Raw genomic sequence first — 19,732 nt, 5'->3', positions numbered from 1 at the left:
GATGCTCCCCACCGTCGCCCGAGTCCTCGACCTGGAGGTGATGCGGCGCGGCCTGCCCCAGGTCGTGGCCGGCGCCGACCGCCTGGAGCGGCCGGTCCGCTGGGTCCACGTCAGCGAACTGCCGGACGTCGCCGGGATGCTGCAGGGCGGCGAGCTGGTGCTGACCACCGGCATCGCCCTGCCCGAGGACCGCGAGGGCCTGGCCCGCTACGTCCGCGACCTCGACGAGGTCGGCGTGGCCGGCCTGGTGGTCGAGTTCGGCCGGCGCTACTTCGACTCGCTCCCGCGCGCCCTGGTGCACGCCGCCGAGCAGCGCGGACTGCCGCTGATCACGCTCCGCCGCGAAGTGCGCTTCGTCGCCGTCACCGAGGCCGTGCACGCCCTGGTGGTGAACTCCCAGCTGGAACAGCTGCGGATCTCCGAGTCGGTCCACCAGGTCTTCAACGAGCTGGTGGTGGAGGGCGCCGAGCCGCCCGAGGTGATCCGCCAGGTGGCCCGGATGGCGGGCGCGCCGGTGGTCCTGGAGAACCTGGCCCACCAGGTGCTCGCCCACGACACCGCCGGACGCCCGGAGACCGAGCTCCTGGAGGACTGGGAGCGCCGCTCCCGCGGGGTCCGCCCGCCCGGCCGTACCGGCCACGACCCGCGCAGCGGCTGGCTGGTGACCACCGTCGGCGCCCGCGGCCAGGACTGGGGCCGGCTGGTCCTCGCCCTGGAGCCGGGCCCGCTGCCGGAGGGCGAGGCGCACCCGCACGCCATGCTGCTGGAGCGCGGCGCCTCCGCGCTGGCGCTCAACCGGCTGGTGGTGCGCGACCGGGAGAGCCTGGAGCGGCAGACCCACCGCACCCTGCTCTCCGGCATCCTCACCCACGCGCTGACCGTCTCCGAGGTGGCCCTGCGGGCCCAGGCACTCGGCGTCCCGCTGGACGGCCGCCGACTGGTCGGCGTGGTGCTGCGCCAGCGCCGCGGGCCGATCCCGGCCGCGCTGGAGGCGCAGGCCCGGCTGCGCGACTTCACCGAGCTGGCCGCAGGCGCGGTCCGCGCCTGCCGGCTCTCCGCCCTGGTCGGCGCGCTGGACGACGAGGGCGTCGGCCTGCTGATCGCGCTCGGCACCCAGCAGGACGAGCACGCCGCCCTGGACTCCTTCTCCGCCACCCTGCGCCGGATGTCCGCCGAGGCCGGCCGGGAGGGCGCCGACGCCCCGGGCCCCGTGGTCGCGGTCGGCTCCTCGGTCGGCTCGGTCCGCGACGCCCGGCGCACCCTGCTGGAGGCCGCCCAGGTCGCCGACGCGGCCCTGCACGACGCGCCCGGCGGGGGCCGGACCGCCTCCTACTACCGGCTGCCGGACGTCCGACTGCGCGGCCTGCTCCACCTGCTGCGCGACGACGCCCGGCTGCAGACGTACGTGGAGCGGGAGTTGGGCCCGCTGCTGGCCCACGACGCCGAGCACAACGGCCAGTTGGTGCAGATGCTGCGGATCTACCTGGAGCAGGGCCGGAACAAGTCGGCGGCGGCCGACGCCGCCCACCTGTCCCGGCCGTCCTTCTACGACCGGCTGCACAAGGTCGAGCGGATCCTCGGCGTCGACCTCGACCAGGTGGAGTCCTGTCTGTCCCTGCACGTGGCGCTGCTCGCGCTGGACGCCGTCCGCCGCTGAGCGCCACACCCGGCGTCCCACCGCGCTGTTCACACCGCGCTGTTCACATCCCGGTGATCAGAGCCCGGTGCTCAGAGCCCGGTGTTCAGACCCCGGTGATGCGCCCCCACACCTTGTGCAGCTCCGGCCGCTCGGCCGAGGTGACGTCGCGCATGCCGTGCAGCCGGGCGCGCATCTCCTCGGTCGGGAACACCAGCGGGTTCTCGGCGAGTTCGGCCTTGTCCTTGTCCCCGCTGTCCGCCAGCACCTCGCGGGCGGCCGGTACCGGGCAGATGTACTGGACGGCGGCGGCGAGTTCGGCGGCCACCTCGGGCCGGTAGTAGTAGTCGACCAGGGCCTCGGCGTTGCGCTTGTGCACGGCCCGGTTGGGGATCATCAGGCTCTCCGCCCACAGCTCGCCGCCCTCCTCCGGCACCAGGAAGGCGATGTCCGGGTTCTCGGCGGTGAGTTGGACGGCGTCACCGGAGTAGGCCTGGCAGGCGAGCGCGGCGCCGGAGGCGAGGTCACTGGTGTAGTCGTTGCCGGTGAAACGGCGGACGTGGCCGGTGTCGACCATCTTCTGCACCAGGTCCATCGCCCGGTGGGCGTCGTCGTCGGTGAACCGCGCGATGTCGGCGCCCTGGGAGAGCATCAGCAGCCCGAGCGCCTCGTCCAGCCCGGCGAACAGTGTGATCCGGCCCTTGAGGTCGGGCGCCCACAGGTCGGCGGTGGACTTCAGCTCCCGGCCGAGCGCCTTCCGGTTGTACGCGATGCCGGTGATCCCGGACTGCCAGGGCACGCTGCGCCGGCGCCCCGGGTCGAAGACCGGGTTCGCCAGCTGGGGGTCCAGGTTGGCGGTGACGTTGGGCAGGTTGTCCCGGTCCATCGCCTGCACCCAGCCGAGCGAGACGTACCGCCCGGCCATCCAGTCGCTGATCACCATCAGGTCCCGGCCCGGGTCCGCGCCCTGGGTGAGCACCGGGCTGATCTTGCCGAAGAACTCGTCGTTGTCGTTGATGTCCTCGGTGTAGGTGACCGCGATCCCGGTCTGCTCGCTGAAGGCGTCCAGGGTGGGGCGCCGGCCCTGGTCGTCGGTGTCGATGTACTGCGTCCAGTTGGAGAAGTTCAGCCGCTTGTCGTGCTCCGAGCGGTCCGGCGCCGAGCGGCGGTCCTCGGCGACGTACGCGGACGGGATGCCGCAGCCGGACAGCGTGCCGGCGCCGAGCAACGCGACCCCGCCGAGGACGGACCGCCGGCGCAGCACGGACGGGTGGGAGGGTCGGCGGGTCGGGGTGGAGCTGCGGGACATGTGGGGGCCTTCCGGAGCGTGGGACGGCCCCGGGGCACGCGGGTGCACCCGGGGCCGTCCTGGTAGGTACGTCAGACGGTGTGCGCGTCGGTCAGCGACAGCACCTCGTCCAGCACCGCGAGGCCGGCCTTGGCCTCCTCCTCGGTGACGGTGCACGGCGGGACGACGTGGAAGCGGTTCATGTTGACGAACGGCCAGAGCCCGCGCCGCTTGCAGGCCGCGGCCAGCTCGGCCATCGGCGCGTTGTCGGCACCCGCGGCGTTGTACGGGACGAGCGGTTCGCGGGTCTCCCGGTCCTTCACCAGGTCCAGCGCCCAGAACACGCCCAGGCCGCGCACCTCACCGATCGACGGGTGCCGCTCGGCCAGCTCGCGCAGGCCGGGGCCGAGCACCGTCTCGCCGATGTGCCGGGCGTTCTCGACGATGCCCTCCTCGGCCATGGCGTTGATGGTGGCCACCGCCGAGGCGCAGGCCAGCGGGTGCCCGGAGTAGGTGAGCCCGCCGGGGAACGGCCGCTCGGCGAAGGTCGCGGCGATCTCGGTGCTGATCGCCACGCCGCCCAGCGGGACGTAGCCCGAGTTGACGCCCTTGGCGAAGGTCATGAGGTCCGGCACGACGCCCCAGTGGTCGGCGGCGAACCACTCGCCGGTGCGGCCGAAGCCGGCCATCACCTCGTCCAGGATGAACACGATCCCGTACCGGTCGCAGATCTCCCGCACCCCGGCCAGGTAGCCCGGCGGCGGGATCAGGATGCCGGCGGTGCCGACCACCGTCTCCAGGATGACCGCCGCGACCGTGCCCGGACCCTCGAACGCGATCACCTGCTCCAGGTGCTCCAGCGCGCGCTCGCACTCCTGCGCCTCGTTCTCGGCGTGGAAGTTGGAGCGGTAGGCGTACGGGCCCCAGAAGTGCACCACGCCGGAGACGCCGGTCTCGTTGGCCCAGCGCCGCGGGTCGCCGGTCAGCGCGATCGCGTTGGCGGTGGCGCCGTGGTACGAGCGGTAGGTGGACAGCACCTTCTGCCGGCCGGTGTGCAGCCGGGCCAGCCGGATGGCGTTCTCGACCGCCTCGGCGCCGCCGTTGGTGAAGAAGATCTTGTCGAGGTCGCCGGGGGTGCGCTCGGCGATCAGCCGGGCCGCCTCGCTGCGCGACTCGACCGCGAAGCCGGGGGCGATGGTGCAGAGCTTGGCCGCCTGCTCCTGGATCGCGGCGACCACCTTCGGGTGCTGGTGGCCGATGTTGGTGTTGACCAGCTGCGAGGAGAAGTCCAGGTAGCGGTTGCCGTCGTAGTCCCAGAAGTACGAGCCCTCGGCGCCGGCCACCGCGAGGGGGTCGATCAGCGCCTGGGCGGACCACGAGTGGAAGACGTGTGCGCGGTCGGCCGCCTTGACGGCCTGGCCGGCGGCTGAGTCAGCGGTGGGGATGCTCATGCCGGTAAGGCTAGGGCCGGCCGCCCCCGAAGTGCAGTTTCATCCTGTCAGCCGGACACCCGGCCCCCCGACAGGGTGCAAAGCGACAGGGCCCGGGTCGAAAAGACCCGGGCCCCTTGTCAGTTCGTCTGACCTACGGCACTGATCAGCTTGATCAGATCGCGGTCATACAGCGCCCGACGGTCATGACCCGCTAGATCGCGGTCATGACGTGCTTCACGCGGGTGTAGTCCTCGAAGCCGTAGGACGACAGGTCCTTGCCGTAGCCGGACTTCTTGAAGCCGCCGTGCGGCATCTCGGCGACCAGCGGGATGTGGGTGTTGATCCAGACGCAGCCGAAGTCCAGGCGGCGGGACATCCGCATGGCGCGGGCGTGGTCCTTGGTCCACACCGAGGAGGCCAGCGCGAACTCGACGCCGTTGGCGTACTCGACGGCCTGGTCCTCGTCGGTGAACTTCTGCACGGTGATGACCGGGCCGAAGACCTCGTTCTGGATGATCTCGTCGTCCTGGAGCAGGCCGGAGACGACGGTCGGGGCGTAGAAGTAGCCCTTGTCGCCGACCCGGTGGCCACCGGCCTCGACCTTGGCGTGGGCGGGCAGCCGCTCGATGAAGCCGGCCACCTGCTTCAGCTGGTTGGCGTTGTTCAGCGGGCCGTACAGCACGTCCTCGTCGTCCACGCCGCCGGTCTTGGTCTCGGCCGCGGCCTTGGCCAGCGCCTCGACGAAGGCGTCGTGGATCGACTCGTGCACCAGCACGCGGGTGGCGGCGGTGCAGTCCTGGCCGGCGTTGAAGTAGCCCGCCACCGAGATGCCCTCGACGGCCTCGGCGATGTCGGCGTCCTCGAAGACCACGACCGGGGCCTTGCCGCCCAGCTCCAGGTGGACGCGCTTGACGTCCTTGGAGGCCGACTCGGCGACCTGGATGCCGGCCCGGACCGAACCGGTGATGGAGGCCATCGCCGGGGTCCGGTGCTCGACCATCAGCTTGCCGGTCTCGCGGTCACCGCAGATGACGTTGAAGACGCCGGCCGGCAGGTCCAGCTCCTTGAGCACGCCGCCGATGATCTCGGCCAGCAGCACGGTGGAGGCCGGGGTGGTGTCCGAGGGCTTCAGCACGACGGCGTTGCCGGCGGCGATCGCCGGGGCGAACTTCCAGACCGCCATCATCATCGGGTAGTTCCACGGCGCGACCTGGGCACAGACGCCGACCGGCTCGCGGCGGATGATCGAGGTCATCCCGTCCATGTACTCCCCGGCGGCCTTGCCCTCCAGCAGGCGGGCGGCACCGGCGAAGAAGCGGATCTGGTCCACCATCGGGCCGATCTCCTCGGAGAGGGTCAGCGCGCGGGGCTTGCCGGTGTTGCGCACCTCCGCGTCGACGATCTCGTCGGCCCGGGCCTCGACCGCGTCGGCGATCTTGAGCAGCAGCTTCTGCCGGGTGCTCGGGGTGGCGTCGCGCCAGATCGGGAACGCGGCGGCGGCCGAGGCCATGGCGGCGTCCACGTCCGCGGCACCGGACAGCGGCGACGTCGCGTACACCTCGCCGGTGGTCGGGTCGACGATGTCGAGCGTGCGGCCGTCGGCCGCGTCCACGAACTCACCGTCGATGTAGTTGCGCAGCGTGCGAAGGTCGCTCACGGGTCTCTCCTCGGTCTGGGCCTGCGGCATTGCAGATTCCGGCGCCATGGTACGTCGGCGGATCCGGCCTACGAAGGGTGCCGAGTGGCCGGGTCCGGGGTGGCGCCGTCCACTGGTGGCGGAACGCGCGCCGCCCTGCCGGGGCGCGCGCGTACCGTGCCAGGGTAGCCGCAACACTGCCGGGATCGACAGATGGATCCCGTGCACACGATGAAATCCGCATTCGTTTTCCCGAAGCGCGACGAAATCAGCAGCTTCCACGCTTGCGAACAGGGGAACGATCAGGCACAGTGGCCGCGTGGCCAACCGCGACCGAAACGCGAGCGTTCCCCTCGACGCCGCCTCCAAGGCGATCATCGAGCAGCTCCAGGAGGACGGGCGCCGCCCGTACGCCGCCATCGGCAAGGCCGTCGGCCTGTCCGAGGCAGCCGTACGGCAGCGCGTGCAGAAGCTGCTCGACCAGGGCGTGATGCAGATCGTCGCCGTCACGGACCCGCTCACCGTCGGCTTCACCCGCCAGGCGATGGTCGGCATCCGGGTCGAGGGCGACATCGAACCCGTCGCCGACGCGCTGGCCGCCCTCGACGAGGTCGACTACGTCGTCTGCACCGCAGGCTCGTTCGACCTCCTGGCCGAACTGGTCTGCGAGGACGACGAGCACCTGCTCGAAATGATCAACAAGCGCATCCGCGCGCTTCCCGGCGTGCGGAGCACCGAGAGCTTCGTTTACCTGAAGCTCCGGAAACAGACCTACACCTGGGGCACCCGATGACAGCCGACCCGGCGCAGAAGGACCTTTCCAAGACCGCCTACGACCACCTGTGGATGCACTTCACCCGCATGTCGTCGTACGAGAACTCCCCCGTGCCCACCATCGTCAAGGGCGAGGGCACGTACATCTGGGACGACAAGGGCCGGAAGTACATCGACGGCCTGGCCGGCCTGTTCGTCGTGCAGGCCGGCCACGGCCGCGCCGAGCTCGCCGAGGTCGCCGCAAAGCAGGCCAAGGAACTCGCGTTCTTCCCGATCTGGAGCTACGCGCACCCCAAGGCCGTCGAGCTGGCCGAGCGCCTGGCCAACTACGCCCCGGGCGACCTCAACAAGGTCTTCTTCTCCACCGGTGGCGGCGAGGCCGTCGAGACCGCCTGGAAGCTGGCCAAGCAGTACTTCAAGCTGATCGGCAAGCCGACCAAGTACAAGGTCATCTCGCGTGCCGTCGCCTACCACGGCACCCCCCAGGGCGCCCTGTCGATCACCGGCCTGCCGGGCCTGAAGGCCCCGTTCGAGCCGCTGGTGCCGGGCACCCACAAGGCCCCGAACACCAACATCTACCGCGCCCCGGCCTTCCTGGAGCGCCCCGACGGCACGGTCGACCCCGAGGCCTACGGCCGCTGGTGCGCCGACGAGATCGAGGTGGCGATCCTCAACGAGGGCGCCGAGACCGTCGCCGCCGTCTTCGTCGAGCCGGTGCAGAACGCCGGTGGCTGCTTCCCGCCGCCGCCCGGGTACTTCCAGCGCCTGCGCGAGATCTGCGACCGCCACGACGTGCTGCTGGTCTCGGACGAGGTCATCTGCGCCTTCGGCCGCCTCGGCACCATGTTCGGCGCCGACAAGTTCGGCTACGTGCCGGACATGATCACCTGCGCCAAGGGCATGACCTCGGGCTACTCCCCGATCGGCGCCACGATCATCTCCGACCGCATCGCCGAGCCGTTCTACAAGGGTGACAACACCTTCCTGCACGGCTACACCTTCGCCGGCCACCCGGTCTCCTCGGCCGTGGCGCTCGCCAACCTCGACATCTTCGAGCGCGAGGGCCTGAACCAGAAGGTGCTGGACAACGAGGCGAACTTCCTCGGCACCCTGAACAAGCTGCGCGACCTGCCGATCGTCGGCGACGTCCGCGGCAACGGCTACTTCTACGGCATCGAACTCGTCAAGGACAAGGTCACCAAGGAGACCTTCAACGACGACGAGGTCGAGCGCGTGCTCTACGGCTTCCTGTCGAAGGCGCTCTTCGACAACGGCCTGTACTGCCGCGCCGACGACCGTGGCGACCCGGTCATCCAGCTGGCCCCGCCGCTGATCTCCGACCAGTCGACCTTCGACGAGATCGAGCAGATCCTGCGGGTCAGCCTCACCGACGCGTGGGCCAAGCTCTGATCCCCTGAGCCCTCCTCCCACCCTCCGCCGAAGGGCGGTCCCGCTCCCGCGGGGCCGCCCTTCGGCGTTCACACCACCGGCACGGAACATCACAGTCGTACGACCAAACATGCCTGAATGCGGGTGATTTGCCCGTGATGGCCCAGAGCGCCGCAACCGCGACCGGCCCCGGTCGTTCTAATCTGACGACTGTCATATCCCTGCGGCCCCCAGGATGGAACCTCATGTCAGCGGCACCGCCTGACAACGACGTGCTGTGGGCCCGAGGGATCGTCAAGTCCCACTACGGCACCCCCGCCCTGCGCGGCATCTCCATCGGCGTCCGCGAGGGCGAGGTGCTCGCCGTCACCGGTCCGCGCGGCTCCGGCAAGAGCACCCTGCTCGGCTGCCTCTCCGCCCAGCTCCCGGTCGACGAGGGCGAGGTCTGGTTCAACAGCGCCCCCGTCCACACCCTCGGCCGGGCCGGACGCGAACGCCTCCGCCGCGACCGCTTCGGCTTCGTCGGCTCCGAGCCGCACCTGGTGCCCGAACTCACCGCCCGCGAGAACGTCGCCCTGCCGCTGCTGCTCGCCGGCGCCGGCAACAAGGCCGCCTACACCGCCGCCGACGAATGGCTGGAACGCCTCGACGTCGGCGAGATCGCCCGGCAGCGCCCCGACCGGCTGGTCCAGAGCCAGCGCCAGCGGATCGCCGTGGCCCGCGCCCTCGCCCCACTTCCGCCCGTCGTCTTCGCCGACGACCCCACCGCCCCGCTGCACCGCGAGGCCGCCGACCAGGTCCTGCGGATACTCACCAGCGCGGCCCGCTCGCACCAGCTCACCCTCGTCCTGGCCACCCACGACCCCGAGCTCGTCCGCTTCGCGGACCGCGCCGTCGCCCTCGTCGACGGACGGCTCACCGCACCCGCCGCCCCCGTCCCGCGCGGCCCCGCCGCCCCCGGCACGGCCGGTGCCTCCGCCGTCACGGCCACCCGCCGCTGACGAGGCCCAGCCGCTGAAAGAGTCGACGTGTTCTACCTCCGTCTGGCCCGGGGCTACCGGGTGCCCGACCTCGGCCGCTGGCTGCTCACCGCACTGGCGGCCGCCGTCGTCGCCGCCTTCCTGCTGCGCTCCCTCGGCCGGGCGCTGAGCGACCCGCTCGGCGGCGCCGACGCCCTGGTACGACTGCTCTGGTGCCTGCCCCCGCTGGCCGCCGTCGCCTGGTTCGCCGCCGTCGCCGCCCGCTCGGTGCCCGCCCGGCGGCCCGAGCGGATCGCCGGCCTCACCGCCGCCGGGGCCGGCTCCCGCCGGATCCGCGCCATGATCGCCGGCGAGGTCGCCCTCGCCTGCGCCCTCGGCAGCGCGCTCACCCTGCTGCTCTTCCTGGTGCTGCGCAACGACATCGCCGGGCCCTCGCTCGCCCCCGACCTCGGCATGGGCGTGCCGCTGCCGGCCGCCGCTCCGGTCACCCTGCTCGCACTGGTCCCGCTCACCGCCGGCCTCGCCGCCGGCTGCGCGGTGCCCGTCGCCGAGACCCTGCCCGGTGGCCGCGCCCACGGCCGGACCGGCTTCGGCCCGCTGCGGATCGCCGTACCGGTCGGACTGGTCGTCATCGGCGCCGCGCTCGAACTCATCGCCCTGCGCCCCGGCGCCCCCGCCGACGGCCGTCCGATCCACCTGCCCGCCGGACTCGGCAGCACCAGCACCGCCGCCCTCGGCGGCTGGGCCGCCGGCGCACTCGGCCTCGCCCTGCTCACCGGCCCGCTGCTCGCCTGGACCGGACGACTGCTCGCCCTCGGCCGGCCCACCCCGCTGCGGCTGCTGGCCGGACGCGGCCTCACCGCCCAGGCCCGCCGGCTCGGCCCGCCGCTGGCCGTCCTCACCCTGGTCGTCGCCCTGGTGCTGACCACCGTCCGCTACTGGATCGGCACCCCCGACAGCGCCGACGCGCTGCCCGCCGTCGAGGCCTGCCTGGTCCTCGGCTGCGCGGCCGCCGCCGTGATCGCCCGGCTCGCCGAGGTGCGCACCGACCGGCGGGAGGTCACCGACGCGCTGCTGCGCCTCGGTGCCGCCCCCCGACTGCTGTTCGGCGCCGTCGCGCTGCGCACCCTCGCGGTGGGCACCACGCTGCTGCTGACCGGCGGGGCGACCGCCGCACTGGCGGCCGCCGGTCTGCGTTAGATCTTGTCCGGATTCCTCAGCCGGCTGCCGCGAGCTGGCCGCAGGCGCCGTCGATCTCCTGGCCGCGGGTGTCCCGGACGGTCGTCGGCACGCCGTGCGACTGCAGCCGGCGGACGAACTCGCGCTCGTCCTCGGGCCGGGAGGCCGTCCACTTGGAACCCGGGGTCGGGTTCAGCGGGATCAGGTTGACGTGCACCCGGTGGTTCTTGATCAGCCGGCCGAGCAGGTCGGCGCGCCACGCCTGGTCGTTGATGTCCTTGATCAGCGCGTACTCGATGGAGATCCGGCGACCGGACTTCTCCGCGTAGTTCCAGGCCGCGTCCAGCACCTCGGCGACCTTCCACCGGGTGTTCACCGGGACCAGCTCGTCGCGCAGCCCGTCGTCCGGGGCGTGCAGCGACAGCGCCAGCCGGCAGCTGAGACCCTCGTCGGCCAGCCGGTTCATCGCCGGGACGAGGCCGACCGTGGAGACGGTGATGCCGCGCTGGGACAGGCCGAAGCCGTCCGGTGCCGGGTCGGTCAGCCGACGGATCGCGGCCAGCACCCGGTTGTAGTTGGCCAGCGGCTCGCCCATGCCCATGAACACCACGTTGGACAGCCGCGCCTCGCCGCCCGGGATCTCACCGGCCTTCAGCGCGCGCATCCCGGCGGCGATCTGCTCGACGATCTCGCCGGTGGACAGGTTGCGGGTCAGCCCCGCCTGGCCGGTGGCGCAGAACGGGCAGTTCATGCCGCAGCCGGCCTGCGAACTGATGCACATGGTGACCCGGTCCGGGTAGCGCATCAGCACCGACTCGACGAGCGTGCCGTCGAACAGCTTCCACAGTGTCTTGCGGGTGGTGTCGTCGTCACAGGAGACGTGCCGCACCACCGACATCAGCTCGGGCAACAGGCTCTCGGTGAGCTTCTCCCGGCTGGCGGCGGGGATGTCCGTCCAGCTCGCCGGGTCGGCGGACATCCGGCCGAAGTAGTGGTTGGAGAGCTGCTTGGCGCGGAACGGCTGCTCGCCCAGCTCGGCGACGGCCTCCTTGCGCTCGGCGGGGCTCAGGTCGGCGAGGTGTCGCGGGGGCTTGGCGCCGCGCGGCGCGACAAAGGTGAGTTCTCCGGGCTTAGGCATGGTTGTTCCAGTGTCGCAGACGCGCGAGGGCCCCGGACGCCTGGCGTCCGGGGCCCGTACTCGGATCCGCGGGTCAGCTCCCGACGAAGGCCGCCAGCAGCAGCCAGACCACCGGGGCGGTCGGCAGCAGCGAGTCCAGCCGGTCCATGATGCCGCCGTGGCCGGGCAGCAGGGTGCCCATGTCCTTGATCCCGAGGTCACGCTTGATCATCGACTCGCCCAGGTCGCCCAGGGTCGCGGTGACCGCGGCGCAGCCGCCCAGGATCAGGCCCTGCCACCAGCTGCCGCCGTCGATGATCAGCTGCATCAGCAGGGCACCCGCCAGCATCGACAGGCCGATGCCGCCGGCCAGGCCCTCGCGGGTCTTGCCGGGACTGATCGTCGGGGCCAGCTTCGTCCGGCCGAACTTGTAGCCCACCGCGTAGGCGCCGGTGTCGCTGCAGATCGTGACGATCAGGAAGAGCACGATCCGCTGGGGGCCGTCGTCGGCCGCCAGCATCATCGCCACGAAGGTCGCCAGGAACGGCACGTAGAAGGCGGTGAACACGCCTGCCGTTATGTCGCGCAGGTAGTTCTCCGGCGGCTCGGCCATCCGCCAGACCATCACCGCCAGCCCGGTCAGCGCGAGCGAGGCCGCGGCCCACTCGACGCCGGCCCAGTAGCCGGTGGCGACCATCGCGACACCGCCCACCACCAGCGGGATCAGCGGCACCTTGATCTGCTTGCGCTCGGCGAGCCGGGTGGTCAGCTCCCAGCTGCCGACCGCCACCGCGGCCATCACGACGAACAGGAACAGCGCCTTGACCACGAACAGCGTGGCGATGATCACCACGCCGAGGCCCACTCCCACGCCTATGGCGGCCTGGAGGTTACGGCCACCGCGCTGCTTGCGCGGCTCCGGCTGCGGGGCGGGCTGGGCGGCCACGGGTGTCTCCTGCCCTGGATGGGACGACGGCACGAAGGGGGGCTGCCCCGCCGCCCAGTGGCTCTGCGGCGGCGCGGGGTGCACCGGAGCCCCCGGGTACGGCGGGGCGCCGTGGCCGGGGGCGGAGGTGACGTCGTCGGTTATCGCGCGGAGCACGACCGTCTCCGTCACTCCGGGCGGCGCCGTCTCGGGCTGCTCGTCCCGGAACAGCGGGCCGCTCATCCGGCCGGGCTCCCGGGCCTGCTCCGGACCGGGGTCGGCGGGCGCGGCGGCGGCGGGCGTGGTCGGCCGACCGTGCGCCGCGCGCCGGCCGGGGGTCGGACGCTGACCCGGGCCCGGGTGCCGGCCGGGGGCCGGGTACCCGCCGGGCGGCGCCGACGGGGCCTGGGCCTGGGCCTGGGCCTGGGCCTGGGCCTGGGCCTGACCATGGTCGGGCGCGCCGGGGTGCGGGCCGGGATCGGCCGGTACGGGAGGCATGACCTGAGTCTCCTCCGCGTCGCCGCCCCAGTACACCGGAGGCTGCTGGGAGTGATCCGAACGGAGGGCCTGGTCACCGGGGACGGCACCCGGCACGCCCCGGTGGGCGGCCTGGTCGCCGGGGTGGCCGGGGTGGCCGGGAAAGGGCTGCGCCCGGTCCGGCGTACCGGGAACGGGCCGGCCGGGGGCCGACCGGCCCCGGTCCGGCGCCGGGTGCTCGCCGTACCCCGGCGCCGGACCCGCCGGCGGCCGGGGTGCCTGCGGCTGCGGCGCCGGGCGGTAAGGCTGGAACTGCTGGTCGGACGGGCCCCAGTAGCCAGGGGCGTCAGGGGCGTCGTTCATCAGACCTCGAGCAGCTCGGCTTCCTTGTGCTTCAGCAGCTCGTCGACCTGGGCCACGTACTTGGCCGTGGTGTCGTCGAGCTCCTTCTCGGCGCGGCGGCCGTCGTCCTCGCCGACCTCGCCGTCCTTGACCAGCTTGTCGATGGCGTCCTTGGCCTTGCGGCGCACCGAACGGATCGAGACCTTGGCGTCCTCGCCCTTGGTACGGGCGATCTTGATGAACTCGCGGCGGCGCTCCTCGGTCAGCTCCGGCAGCACCACCCGGATGATCGAGCCGTCGTTCGACGGGTTGACGCCCAGGTCGGAGTCGCGGATCGCCTGCTCGATGGCCTTCAGAGCGGTCTTGTCGAACGGCGAGACGACCGCCATCCGGGGCTCCGGCACCGAGAACGAGGCCAGCTGGTTGATCGGCGTCACGGCACCGTAGTACTCGGCGACGATCTTGGCGAACATCGCCGGGTGCGCCCGGCCGGTGCGGATGGCCGCGAGGTCGTCCTTGGCGACGACGACGGCCTTCTCCATCTTCTCCTCGGCCTCGAGGAGGGTCTCTTCGATCACTGTGATCTCCCTGTCCGGTTCATCTGCTGTTGTCCCGACCGGCGTCGGCATCGGGGCCGGTCGCGGCGGACGCCGCCCCGTACGGCTGGTTGCTGCTCAGGCCCGGACAGAATCCTGGCTGATGAGTGTGCCGATCTTCTCACTCTTCACCGCACGCGCGATATTGCCCTCCGCCAGCAGTTCGAAGACCAGCATCGGGAGGTTGTTGTCCTTGCACAGCGTGATCGCGGTGAGGTCGGCGACCTTGAGGTCGCGCGCGATGACCTCGGAGTACTCCAGCGCGTCGAACTTCACCGCGTCCGGGTTGGTCCGGGGGTCGGAGTCGTAGACGCCGTCCACGCCGTTCTTGCCCATCAGCAGGACGTCGGCGTGGATCTCCAGGGCGCGCTGGACGGCCGTGGTGTCGGTGGAGAAGTACGGCATGCCCATACCGGCGCCGAAGATCACCACACGGCCCTTCTCCAGGTGCCGGACGGCCCGCAGCGGCAGGTACGGCTCGGCGACCTGGCCCATGGTGATGGCGGTCTGGACCCGGGTCTCGATGCCTTCCTTGACCAGGAAGTCCTGCAGCGCCAGGCAGTTCATGACGGTGCCGAGCATGCCCATGTAGTCGGAGCGGGCCCGGTCCATGCCGCGGACCTGCAGCTCGGCGCCCCGGAAGAAGTTGCCGCCGCCGATGACCACCGCGACCTCGGTACCGGCGCGGACGACCGTGGCGATCTCGCGGGCGATCGCGTGCACGACGTCCGGGTCGACGCCGAGCCCGCCGCCACCGGCGAAGGCTTCACCGGACAGCTTGAGCAGCACCCGGCGGCGCGAGCCGGCCTTGGGGTCCTGCGCGGTCTCCTGCGTCTCCTGCATGGACTTCTCCTTTATTGCACCTGCTGGCTCACAGGCCTGGGCGTGCGGATGCCCGGCCTGCGCGTACACGAGAGGAGGCCACTGCCGCGGGAACCGGTTCGGTGTCCTGCACGGCAATGGCCTCCTCGTCGTTCATGGTGCCGACACGGCCCGCCCATGGACGGTTGGCGCTGGGTGAGCCCGTTCGGCGTTCCGCCCGCCCTGGTCAGCGGGCGGGGGCGGTTCCCAGCCTAGAGGGGCCGGGGACCAGGTGGAACGTGGCTCAGGCGCCGACGCGGAAGCGGGCGAAGCGCTTGAGGGAGACGCCGGCCTCCTCGAGGACCTTGGCGACGGTCTTCTTGTTGTCCTTGGCGAAGGCCTGCTCCAGGACGGAGTTCTCCTTCACGAAGCCGGTGACGCGACCCTCGACGATCTTCGGCAGGGCGGCCTCCGGCTTGCCCTCCTCGCGGGCGGTGGCCTCGGCGACGCGACGCTCGTTCTCGAGGGCCTCGGCCGGGATCTCCTCGCGGGACAGGTACTTCGGCGCGAAGGCGGCGATGTGCTGCGCGACGTCCTTGGCGACCTCGGCGTTCTCCTTGTCCAGCTCGACCAGGACACCGACGGTCGGCGGCAGGTCGGGGCTGGTCTTGTGCAGGTAGACCGCGACGAAGCCGTCACCGTTGAACTGGGCGAAGCGACGGAAGACGATCTTCTCGCCCAGGGTCGCGTTGGCCTCGTCCACGAACTGCTGGACGGTCTTGCCGGCCTCGATCTCGGAAGCCAGGGCGGCGTCCAGGTCGGCCGGGGCGCTCTTGGCGACGTGGGCGGCGATCGCGTCGGCGACCTGGACGAAGTTGTCACCCTTGGCGACGAAGTCGGTCTCGCAGTTCAGCTCGACCAGAACGCCGGACTTCTTGTCCTCGGCGATCAGCGCGGCGACGGCGCCGTTGGAGGCGTCACGGCCCTCGCGCTTGGCAACACCCTTCTGGCCCTTGATGCGCAGGAGCTCGACGGCCTTCTCGACGTTGCCCTCGGCCTCGTCCAGGGCCTTCTTGCAGTCCATCATGCCGGCGCCGGTGAGCTCACGGAGCTTCTTGACGTCCGCGGCGGTGAAGTTCGCCATGGTGTGAATCTCTTCTCGCGTCTCGCGTGTCTGCGTGGGGATGCGCCGGGACCGATGGTTCGGTCCCGGCGCGGGAGAGAGGGGCACCTGCCGGTGTCGTACCGGCGGGTGCCCCTCACCCTTGGTACGTCAGGCCTGCTCGGCCGGAGCCTCGGTGGCCGGAGCCTCGGTGGCCGGGGCCTCGGCGGCGGGGGCCTCGGCAGCGGGGGCCTCAGCGGCCGGAGCCTCGGCGGCGGGGGCCTCCTCGGCCTTCTTCTCGCCCTCGATGAGGTCCTTCTCCCAGTCGGCCAGCGGCTGGTCGGCGCCCGGCTCGGCCTTGGTGTCGGCCTTGGCGACACCGGCGCGGGACTTCAGGCCCTCGGCGACGGCGTCGGCGATCACGCGGGTCAGCAGGGTGACGGAGCGGATCGCGTCGTCGTTGCCCGGGATCTTGTAGTCGACCTCGTCCGGGTCACAGTTGGTGTCGAGGATGGCGACGACCGGGATGTTGAGCTTCCGGGCCTCGCCGACCGCGATGTGCTCCTTCTTGGTGTCCACGATCCAGACAGCGCTGGGAACGCGCTGCATGTCGCGGATACCGCCGAGGGTCTTCTCCAGCTTGTCGTGCTCGCGCTGGAGGACCAGGAGCTCCTTCTTGGTGAGGCCGGAGCCGGCCACGTCCGAGAAGTCCAGCTCGCCGAGCTCCTTCAGGCGCTGCAGACGCTTGTAGACGGTCGAGAAGTTGGTCAGCATGCCGCCGAGCCAGCGCTGGTTCACGTAGGGCATGCCCACGCGGGTGGCCTGCTCGGCGATGGCCTCCTGGGCCTGCTTCTTCGTGCCGACGAAGAGGACGCTGCCGCCGTGGGCAACGGTCTCCTTGATGAACTCGAAGGCGCGGTCGATGTAGTTCAGCGACTGCAGCAGGTCGATGATGTAGATGCCGTTGCGCTCGGTGATGATGAAGCGCTTCATCTTCGGGTTCCAGCGGCGGGTCTGGTGACCGAAGTGGACGCCGCTCTCCAGCAGCTCCCGCATCGTGACGACGGCCATTGCCGTGCTCCTCAGGTGTTACGGCCCGGCTGTGGCGGCCCTCGGGGATTCCCCTCGGACGAAGTGCCTACGGCCAGGTCAGTCTCGGTTGTCCGTGGCGGCCAGGTGACAGCCACGCCTGACGCCCCGATCGTGCCGAGCCGCTTCCACCCGCTCGGTCCGGGGACCGGTCGGGCTCGGCGGACCGAGCGGCACTCGCACCTGGCGGGGCCGCGGAAGAACCGCGTCCGACCACCGGTGGCGGGGCGTGCGAAGTCGACCCGGTGGACCGGGTCGCGTGTGAAGTGTACGGGAAGCGCCGAGCAGCGAGCGACTTCGCGGGCGCGCGAGGGCCTACGGGCGGGCTGCGGATGAACGGGCCACGAGCTGCCGACGGCCCGTGGACGGCCCGGGAGGCCGACGGGCGGGAGCCCGGGGGAACGGCTTCGGCGACGGGGCCGCTGCGGACGGAGGGAGGGTACCGACTGGTGGGCCCACTGCCCGCCGAACGGTCCTCGTACGCCGTTTGTACACCGGATGGCGGCGCCCGTACACCCGTCCGGGTGACGGCGGTCCGGGGCGGGGGCGGTTTGTCCACAGGCATCCGGATGTGGGTGGTGTGGAAGTCGGGGCGCGGCCAGCCTTCGGGCATGACTGGACGGCGTGGGGTTCGAGGGATGGTCACCGGGGCGCTGCCGGCGGTGCTGCTCGCCCTGGCGGGGGTTGCGAGTGCGTTGGGGGTGCCGGCGGGGGTGGGGTGGGCTGCTGGTGTGGCCGGTGCGCCTGCTGCTTCTGGTGCGGCGGGAGCTTCGGCTGGTGCGGCGGGAGCCTCGGCGGACGGCGGGCCGAGTGGAGGTGGCCCCGTCGCTGGGTCCGGCGGCGGTTCAGCCGGCGGTCCAGCTAGCGGTCCAGGCTGGGGTGCGGCGCGGGCCTGGCCGGTGGGCGGGCCGAGCGGGTTGTTGAAGCGGTTCGAGCCACCGGCGAAACCGTGGGCGGCCGGACACCGGGGGGTGGACCTCGCCGCCGCATCCGGCGCGGAGGTACGGGCGGCTGCCGCCGGGGTGATCGCGTTCTCCGGGCTGGTGGCGGGGCGCCCGGTGGTGACCATCACCCATCCGGGCTCCGGGACTCCCCCGCTGCGGACCACCTACCTGCCCGTCCTCGGCGAGCTCCCGGTCGGCACCGCGGTGGCCGCCGGGCAGGTGATCGGTCAGCTCGCCCTGGACGGGCGGCACTGCGGCGCGCGGGACTGCCTGCACTGGGGGCTGCTGCGCGGCGGCCGCTACCTCGATCCGCTGGCCCTGCTCGGCACGGGCCGGGCACGCCTGCTGCCACTGAGCGGGCCGGGCCGCGCCGGGCCGGGTCAGGCCGCGCGGATGGAGTGACCCGGCCCAGGGGAAGGGGCAGTTGCTCGGCAAGAGTTCGACGACCGGGCCGGACGGTGGTTCAGGTGCGGTCGAGGCCGCGCAACACCAGGGCGACGGCACCATCGGCGACCGCCTCGGGGGACTCGACCGGGCAACCCGCCCGGTCCCCGGTGGCGAACTGCTCGGCCCGGCGGACGGCCGCCTCCACGACCCCCTGCAACAACGCCGCGGCGAGCCGGGGCTGCTCGTGGCCCAGGTCCTCCAGGGCCCGGACGACCAGACCGGCGAGCCGGCTGTGCGCCACTCGGATGCGCTCACGTGCGGCCTCGTCCAGTTCCAGTGCCGAGATGGCCATGACGGCGCGGTGCCTCGGGTCGCCGGCCAGGGCCAGCTGACCGCGGACGTACGCCTCGATCCGCTCGGCGGCGGTGTCGCAGCTCGCCATCCCGGCTTCGATCTCGGCCGCCCAGAGCGGGAAGTCCGCCTCGCACAGCGCCTCGACCACGGCGGCGCGGGAGCGGAAGTACTCGTAGACGGAGGAGCGCGCCAGCCCGGTGCGGGCCGCGAGCGCGGGGAAGGTCAGGGCCTCCATGCCACCTTCGGTGAGCAGGTTGCGGGCAGCATCCAGGAGGGCTGCCCGCTGCAGCTGGCGATGCTCGGCCACCGTGGCCGCTCGGATCTTCGGCACGCTCCCACTGTACGGAGCCCTACCTGCGGCCGGTACAGCGCCGCGCATCCGGGGCGGGGGCCGGGCCCGTCGGACGGCTCCGGCGGCTCGCTACCGGACGTCCGAGAGCTTGGCGCGCAACTGGAGGACCGACTTGGTGTGGATCTGGCTCACCCGGCTCTCCGTCACCCCCAGCACCTGTCCGATCTCGGCGAGGGTGAGTCCCTCGTAGTAGTAGAGCGTCACCACGGTCTTCTCCCGCTCGGGGAGGGTGTTGACCGCCTGGGCCAGCAGTCTGCGCAGCTCGCGGTCCTCGGCCACCTCGACCGGGTCGTCCGCCCCGTGGTCCTCCAGGGTGTCCACCAGGCTCAGCCGGTCGCCGCTCTCGCCCACCGGGTGCAGCAGCTCGTCCAGGGCCACCACATTGGCGAGCGACAGCTGGCTGAAGATCGCGTGCAGGTCCTCGATCGCGATGCCCATCTCGGCCGCGACCTCGGGGTCGTGCGGCGTCCGGCGCAGCCGGGCCTCGAGTGTCGCGTAGGTCCGTTCGACGGCCTTCGCCTTCTGGCGCACCGAGCGGGGGATCCAGTCCAGGGCGCGCAGCTCGTCGATGATCGCGCCGCGGATGCGGCTGATCGCGTAGGTCTCGAACTTGATGGCGCGGTCGATGTCGAACTTCTCGATCGCGTCGATCAGCCCGAAGACCCCGGAGGAGACGAAGTCGGCCTGCTCGACATTGGAGGGCAGACCGACCCCGACCCGGCCCGCCACGTACTTGACGAGTGGTGAGTAGTGCAGGATCAGCTGCTCGCGCAGTCGTTGGTCGCCGGTCTCCTTGTACGAGCGCCAGAGCTCTTCGAGCGCACTGCGCCCCGGGGTGCCGGCCTCCCGACCGTCCGCGCCCTCCCCCGTTCCCATCCGCTCCCGGCGGGGCCGGGAAACGGGTGGGGAGGTGGCGTCCGGAGCGGGGGCG

General features: G+C 72.0%; 17 protein-coding genes. 6 read left to right on the top strand and 11 right to left on the bottom strand.

What is annotated here, in order from left to right; translation table 11 throughout:
* Window position 1 precedes the first annotated feature (1 nt).
* The gene (locus ACZ47G_RS35250) at window positions 2-1,657 is read left to right on the top strand and encodes a PucR family transcriptional regulator (RefSeq protein ID WP_465749829.1); all 1,656 of its coding nucleotides are present in this window, start codon (window positions 2-4) and stop codon (window positions 1,655-1,657) included.
* An 85-nt stretch (window positions 1,658-1,742) separates the two neighbouring features.
* Here the strand turns inward: ACZ47G_RS35250 and ACZ47G_RS35245 are convergent, their stop codons facing one another.
* The 3 genes from ACZ47G_RS35245 to ACZ47G_RS35235 all read right to left on the bottom strand — a co-directional run bounded on the left by ACZ47G_RS35245 (window position 1,743) and on the right by ACZ47G_RS35235 (window position 6,044).
* Window positions 1,743-2,945 carry a polyamine ABC transporter substrate-binding protein gene (locus ACZ47G_RS35245; protein WP_465749827.1) on the bottom strand — a complete coding sequence of 401 codons (1,203 nt, stop codon included), beginning with the start codon at window positions 2,943-2,945 and terminating at the stop codon, window positions 1,743-1,745.
* Window positions 2,946-3,016: 71 nt separating this feature from the next.
* The gene (locus ACZ47G_RS35240; protein ID WP_465749825.1) at window positions 3,017-4,375 is read right to left on the bottom strand and encodes an aminotransferase class III-fold pyridoxal phosphate-dependent enzyme; all 1,359 of its coding nucleotides are present in this window, start codon (window positions 4,373-4,375) and stop codon (window positions 3,017-3,019) included.
* Window positions 4,376-4,568: 193 nt separating this feature from the next.
* Window positions 4,569-6,044: a gamma-aminobutyraldehyde dehydrogenase gene (locus ACZ47G_RS35235; protein ID WP_465749823.1), complete on the bottom strand. Its 1,476-nt coding sequence runs from the start codon at window positions 6,042-6,044 to the stop codon at window positions 4,569-4,571.
* A gap of 268 nt (window positions 6,045-6,312) precedes the next feature.
* On the opposite strand from ACZ47G_RS35235, the gene ACZ47G_RS35230 reads away from it, so the two are divergent.
* The 4 genes from ACZ47G_RS35230 to ACZ47G_RS35215 all read left to right on the top strand — a co-directional run bounded on the left by ACZ47G_RS35230 (window position 6,313) and on the right by ACZ47G_RS35215 (window position 10,336).
* Window positions 6,313-6,786: an Lrp/AsnC family transcriptional regulator gene (locus ACZ47G_RS35230; protein WP_030306695.1), complete on the top strand. Its 474-nt coding sequence runs from the start codon at window positions 6,313-6,315 to the stop codon at window positions 6,784-6,786.
* Window positions 6,783-8,177 (top strand): aspartate aminotransferase family protein, encoded by a 1,395-nt coding sequence (locus tag ACZ47G_RS35225; protein ID WP_465749821.1) that lies wholly within the window; start codon window positions 6,783-6,785, stop codon window positions 8,175-8,177. Before ACZ47G_RS35230 ends, ACZ47G_RS35225 begins: the two co-directional genes overlap by 4 nt.
* Before the next feature lie 224 nt (window positions 8,178-8,401).
* Entirely contained in the window at window positions 8,402-9,157 is a 756-nt protein-coding gene (locus ACZ47G_RS35220) for an ABC transporter ATP-binding protein (protein ID WP_465749819.1), read from the top strand.
* A gap of 27 nt (window positions 9,158-9,184) precedes the next feature.
* Complete coding sequence (locus ACZ47G_RS35215) at window positions 9,185-10,336, top strand: hypothetical protein (protein WP_465749817.1); 1,152 nt, start codon at window positions 9,185-9,187, stop codon at window positions 10,334-10,336.
* A 16-nt stretch (window positions 10,337-10,352) separates the two neighbouring features.
* Here ACZ47G_RS35215 and rlmN read toward each other — a convergent pair whose 3' ends face one another.
* The 6 genes from rlmN to rpsB form a co-directional block, all read right to left on the bottom strand.
* Entirely contained in the window at window positions 10,353-11,453 is a 1,101-nt protein-coding gene (gene rlmN, locus ACZ47G_RS35210; RefSeq protein ID WP_465749815.1) for a dual-specificity RNA methyltransferase RlmN, read from the bottom strand.
* Between the two features lie 73 nt (window positions 11,454-11,526).
* Complete coding sequence (locus tag ACZ47G_RS35205; protein WP_465749813.1) at window positions 11,527-12,855, bottom strand: phosphatidate cytidylyltransferase; 1,329 nt, start codon at window positions 12,853-12,855, stop codon at window positions 11,527-11,529.
* A 341-nt stretch (window positions 12,856-13,196) separates the two neighbouring features.
* Window positions 13,197-13,754: a ribosome recycling factor gene (gene frr, locus ACZ47G_RS35200; RefSeq protein WP_380417258.1), complete on the bottom strand. Its 558-nt coding sequence runs from the start codon at window positions 13,752-13,754 to the stop codon at window positions 13,197-13,199.
* 96 nt (window positions 13,755-13,850) lie between these two features.
* Window positions 13,851-14,615 (bottom strand): UMP kinase, encoded by a 765-nt coding sequence (gene pyrH / locus ACZ47G_RS35195; RefSeq protein WP_030056790.1) that lies wholly within the window; start codon window positions 14,613-14,615, stop codon window positions 13,851-13,853.
* Window positions 14,616-14,877: 262 nt separating this feature from the next.
* On the bottom strand, window positions 14,878-15,717 hold the full coding sequence (gene tsf, locus ACZ47G_RS35190) for a translation elongation factor Ts (RefSeq protein WP_380453351.1): 840 nt from the start codon (window positions 15,715-15,717) through the stop codon (window positions 14,878-14,880).
* A gap of 129 nt (window positions 15,718-15,846) precedes the next feature.
* On the bottom strand, window positions 15,847-16,746 hold the full coding sequence (rpsB, locus tag ACZ47G_RS35185; protein ID WP_465749811.1) for a 30S ribosomal protein S2: 900 nt from the start codon (window positions 16,744-16,746) through the stop codon (window positions 15,847-15,849).
* A 989-nt stretch (window positions 16,747-17,735) separates the two neighbouring features.
* Between rpsB and ACZ47G_RS35180 the strand changes: the two genes are divergently transcribed.
* On the top strand, window positions 17,736-18,110 hold the full coding sequence (locus tag ACZ47G_RS35180; RefSeq protein WP_465749809.1) for a peptidoglycan DD-metalloendopeptidase family protein: 375 nt from the start codon (window positions 17,736-17,738) through the stop codon (window positions 18,108-18,110).
* A gap of 61 nt (window positions 18,111-18,171) precedes the next feature.
* Here ACZ47G_RS35180 and ACZ47G_RS35175 read toward each other — a convergent pair whose 3' ends face one another.
* Window positions 18,172-18,756 (bottom strand): TetR/AcrR family transcriptional regulator, encoded by a 585-nt coding sequence (locus ACZ47G_RS35175; protein WP_465749848.1) that lies wholly within the window; start codon window positions 18,754-18,756, stop codon window positions 18,172-18,174.
* Window positions 18,757-18,870: 114 nt separating this feature from the next.
* Entirely contained in the window at window positions 18,871-19,677 is an 807-nt protein-coding gene (gene whiG / locus ACZ47G_RS35170) for an RNA polymerase sigma factor WhiG (protein WP_465749807.1), read from the bottom strand.
* Window positions 19,678-19,732: the final 55 nt, after the last annotated feature.

It is taken from the genome of Kitasatospora sp. NPDC030952 (assembly GCF_055571335.1).
The sequence above is the reverse complement of the archived record's forward strand: the minus strand, read 5'-3'. Positions and strand labels throughout refer to the sequence as shown.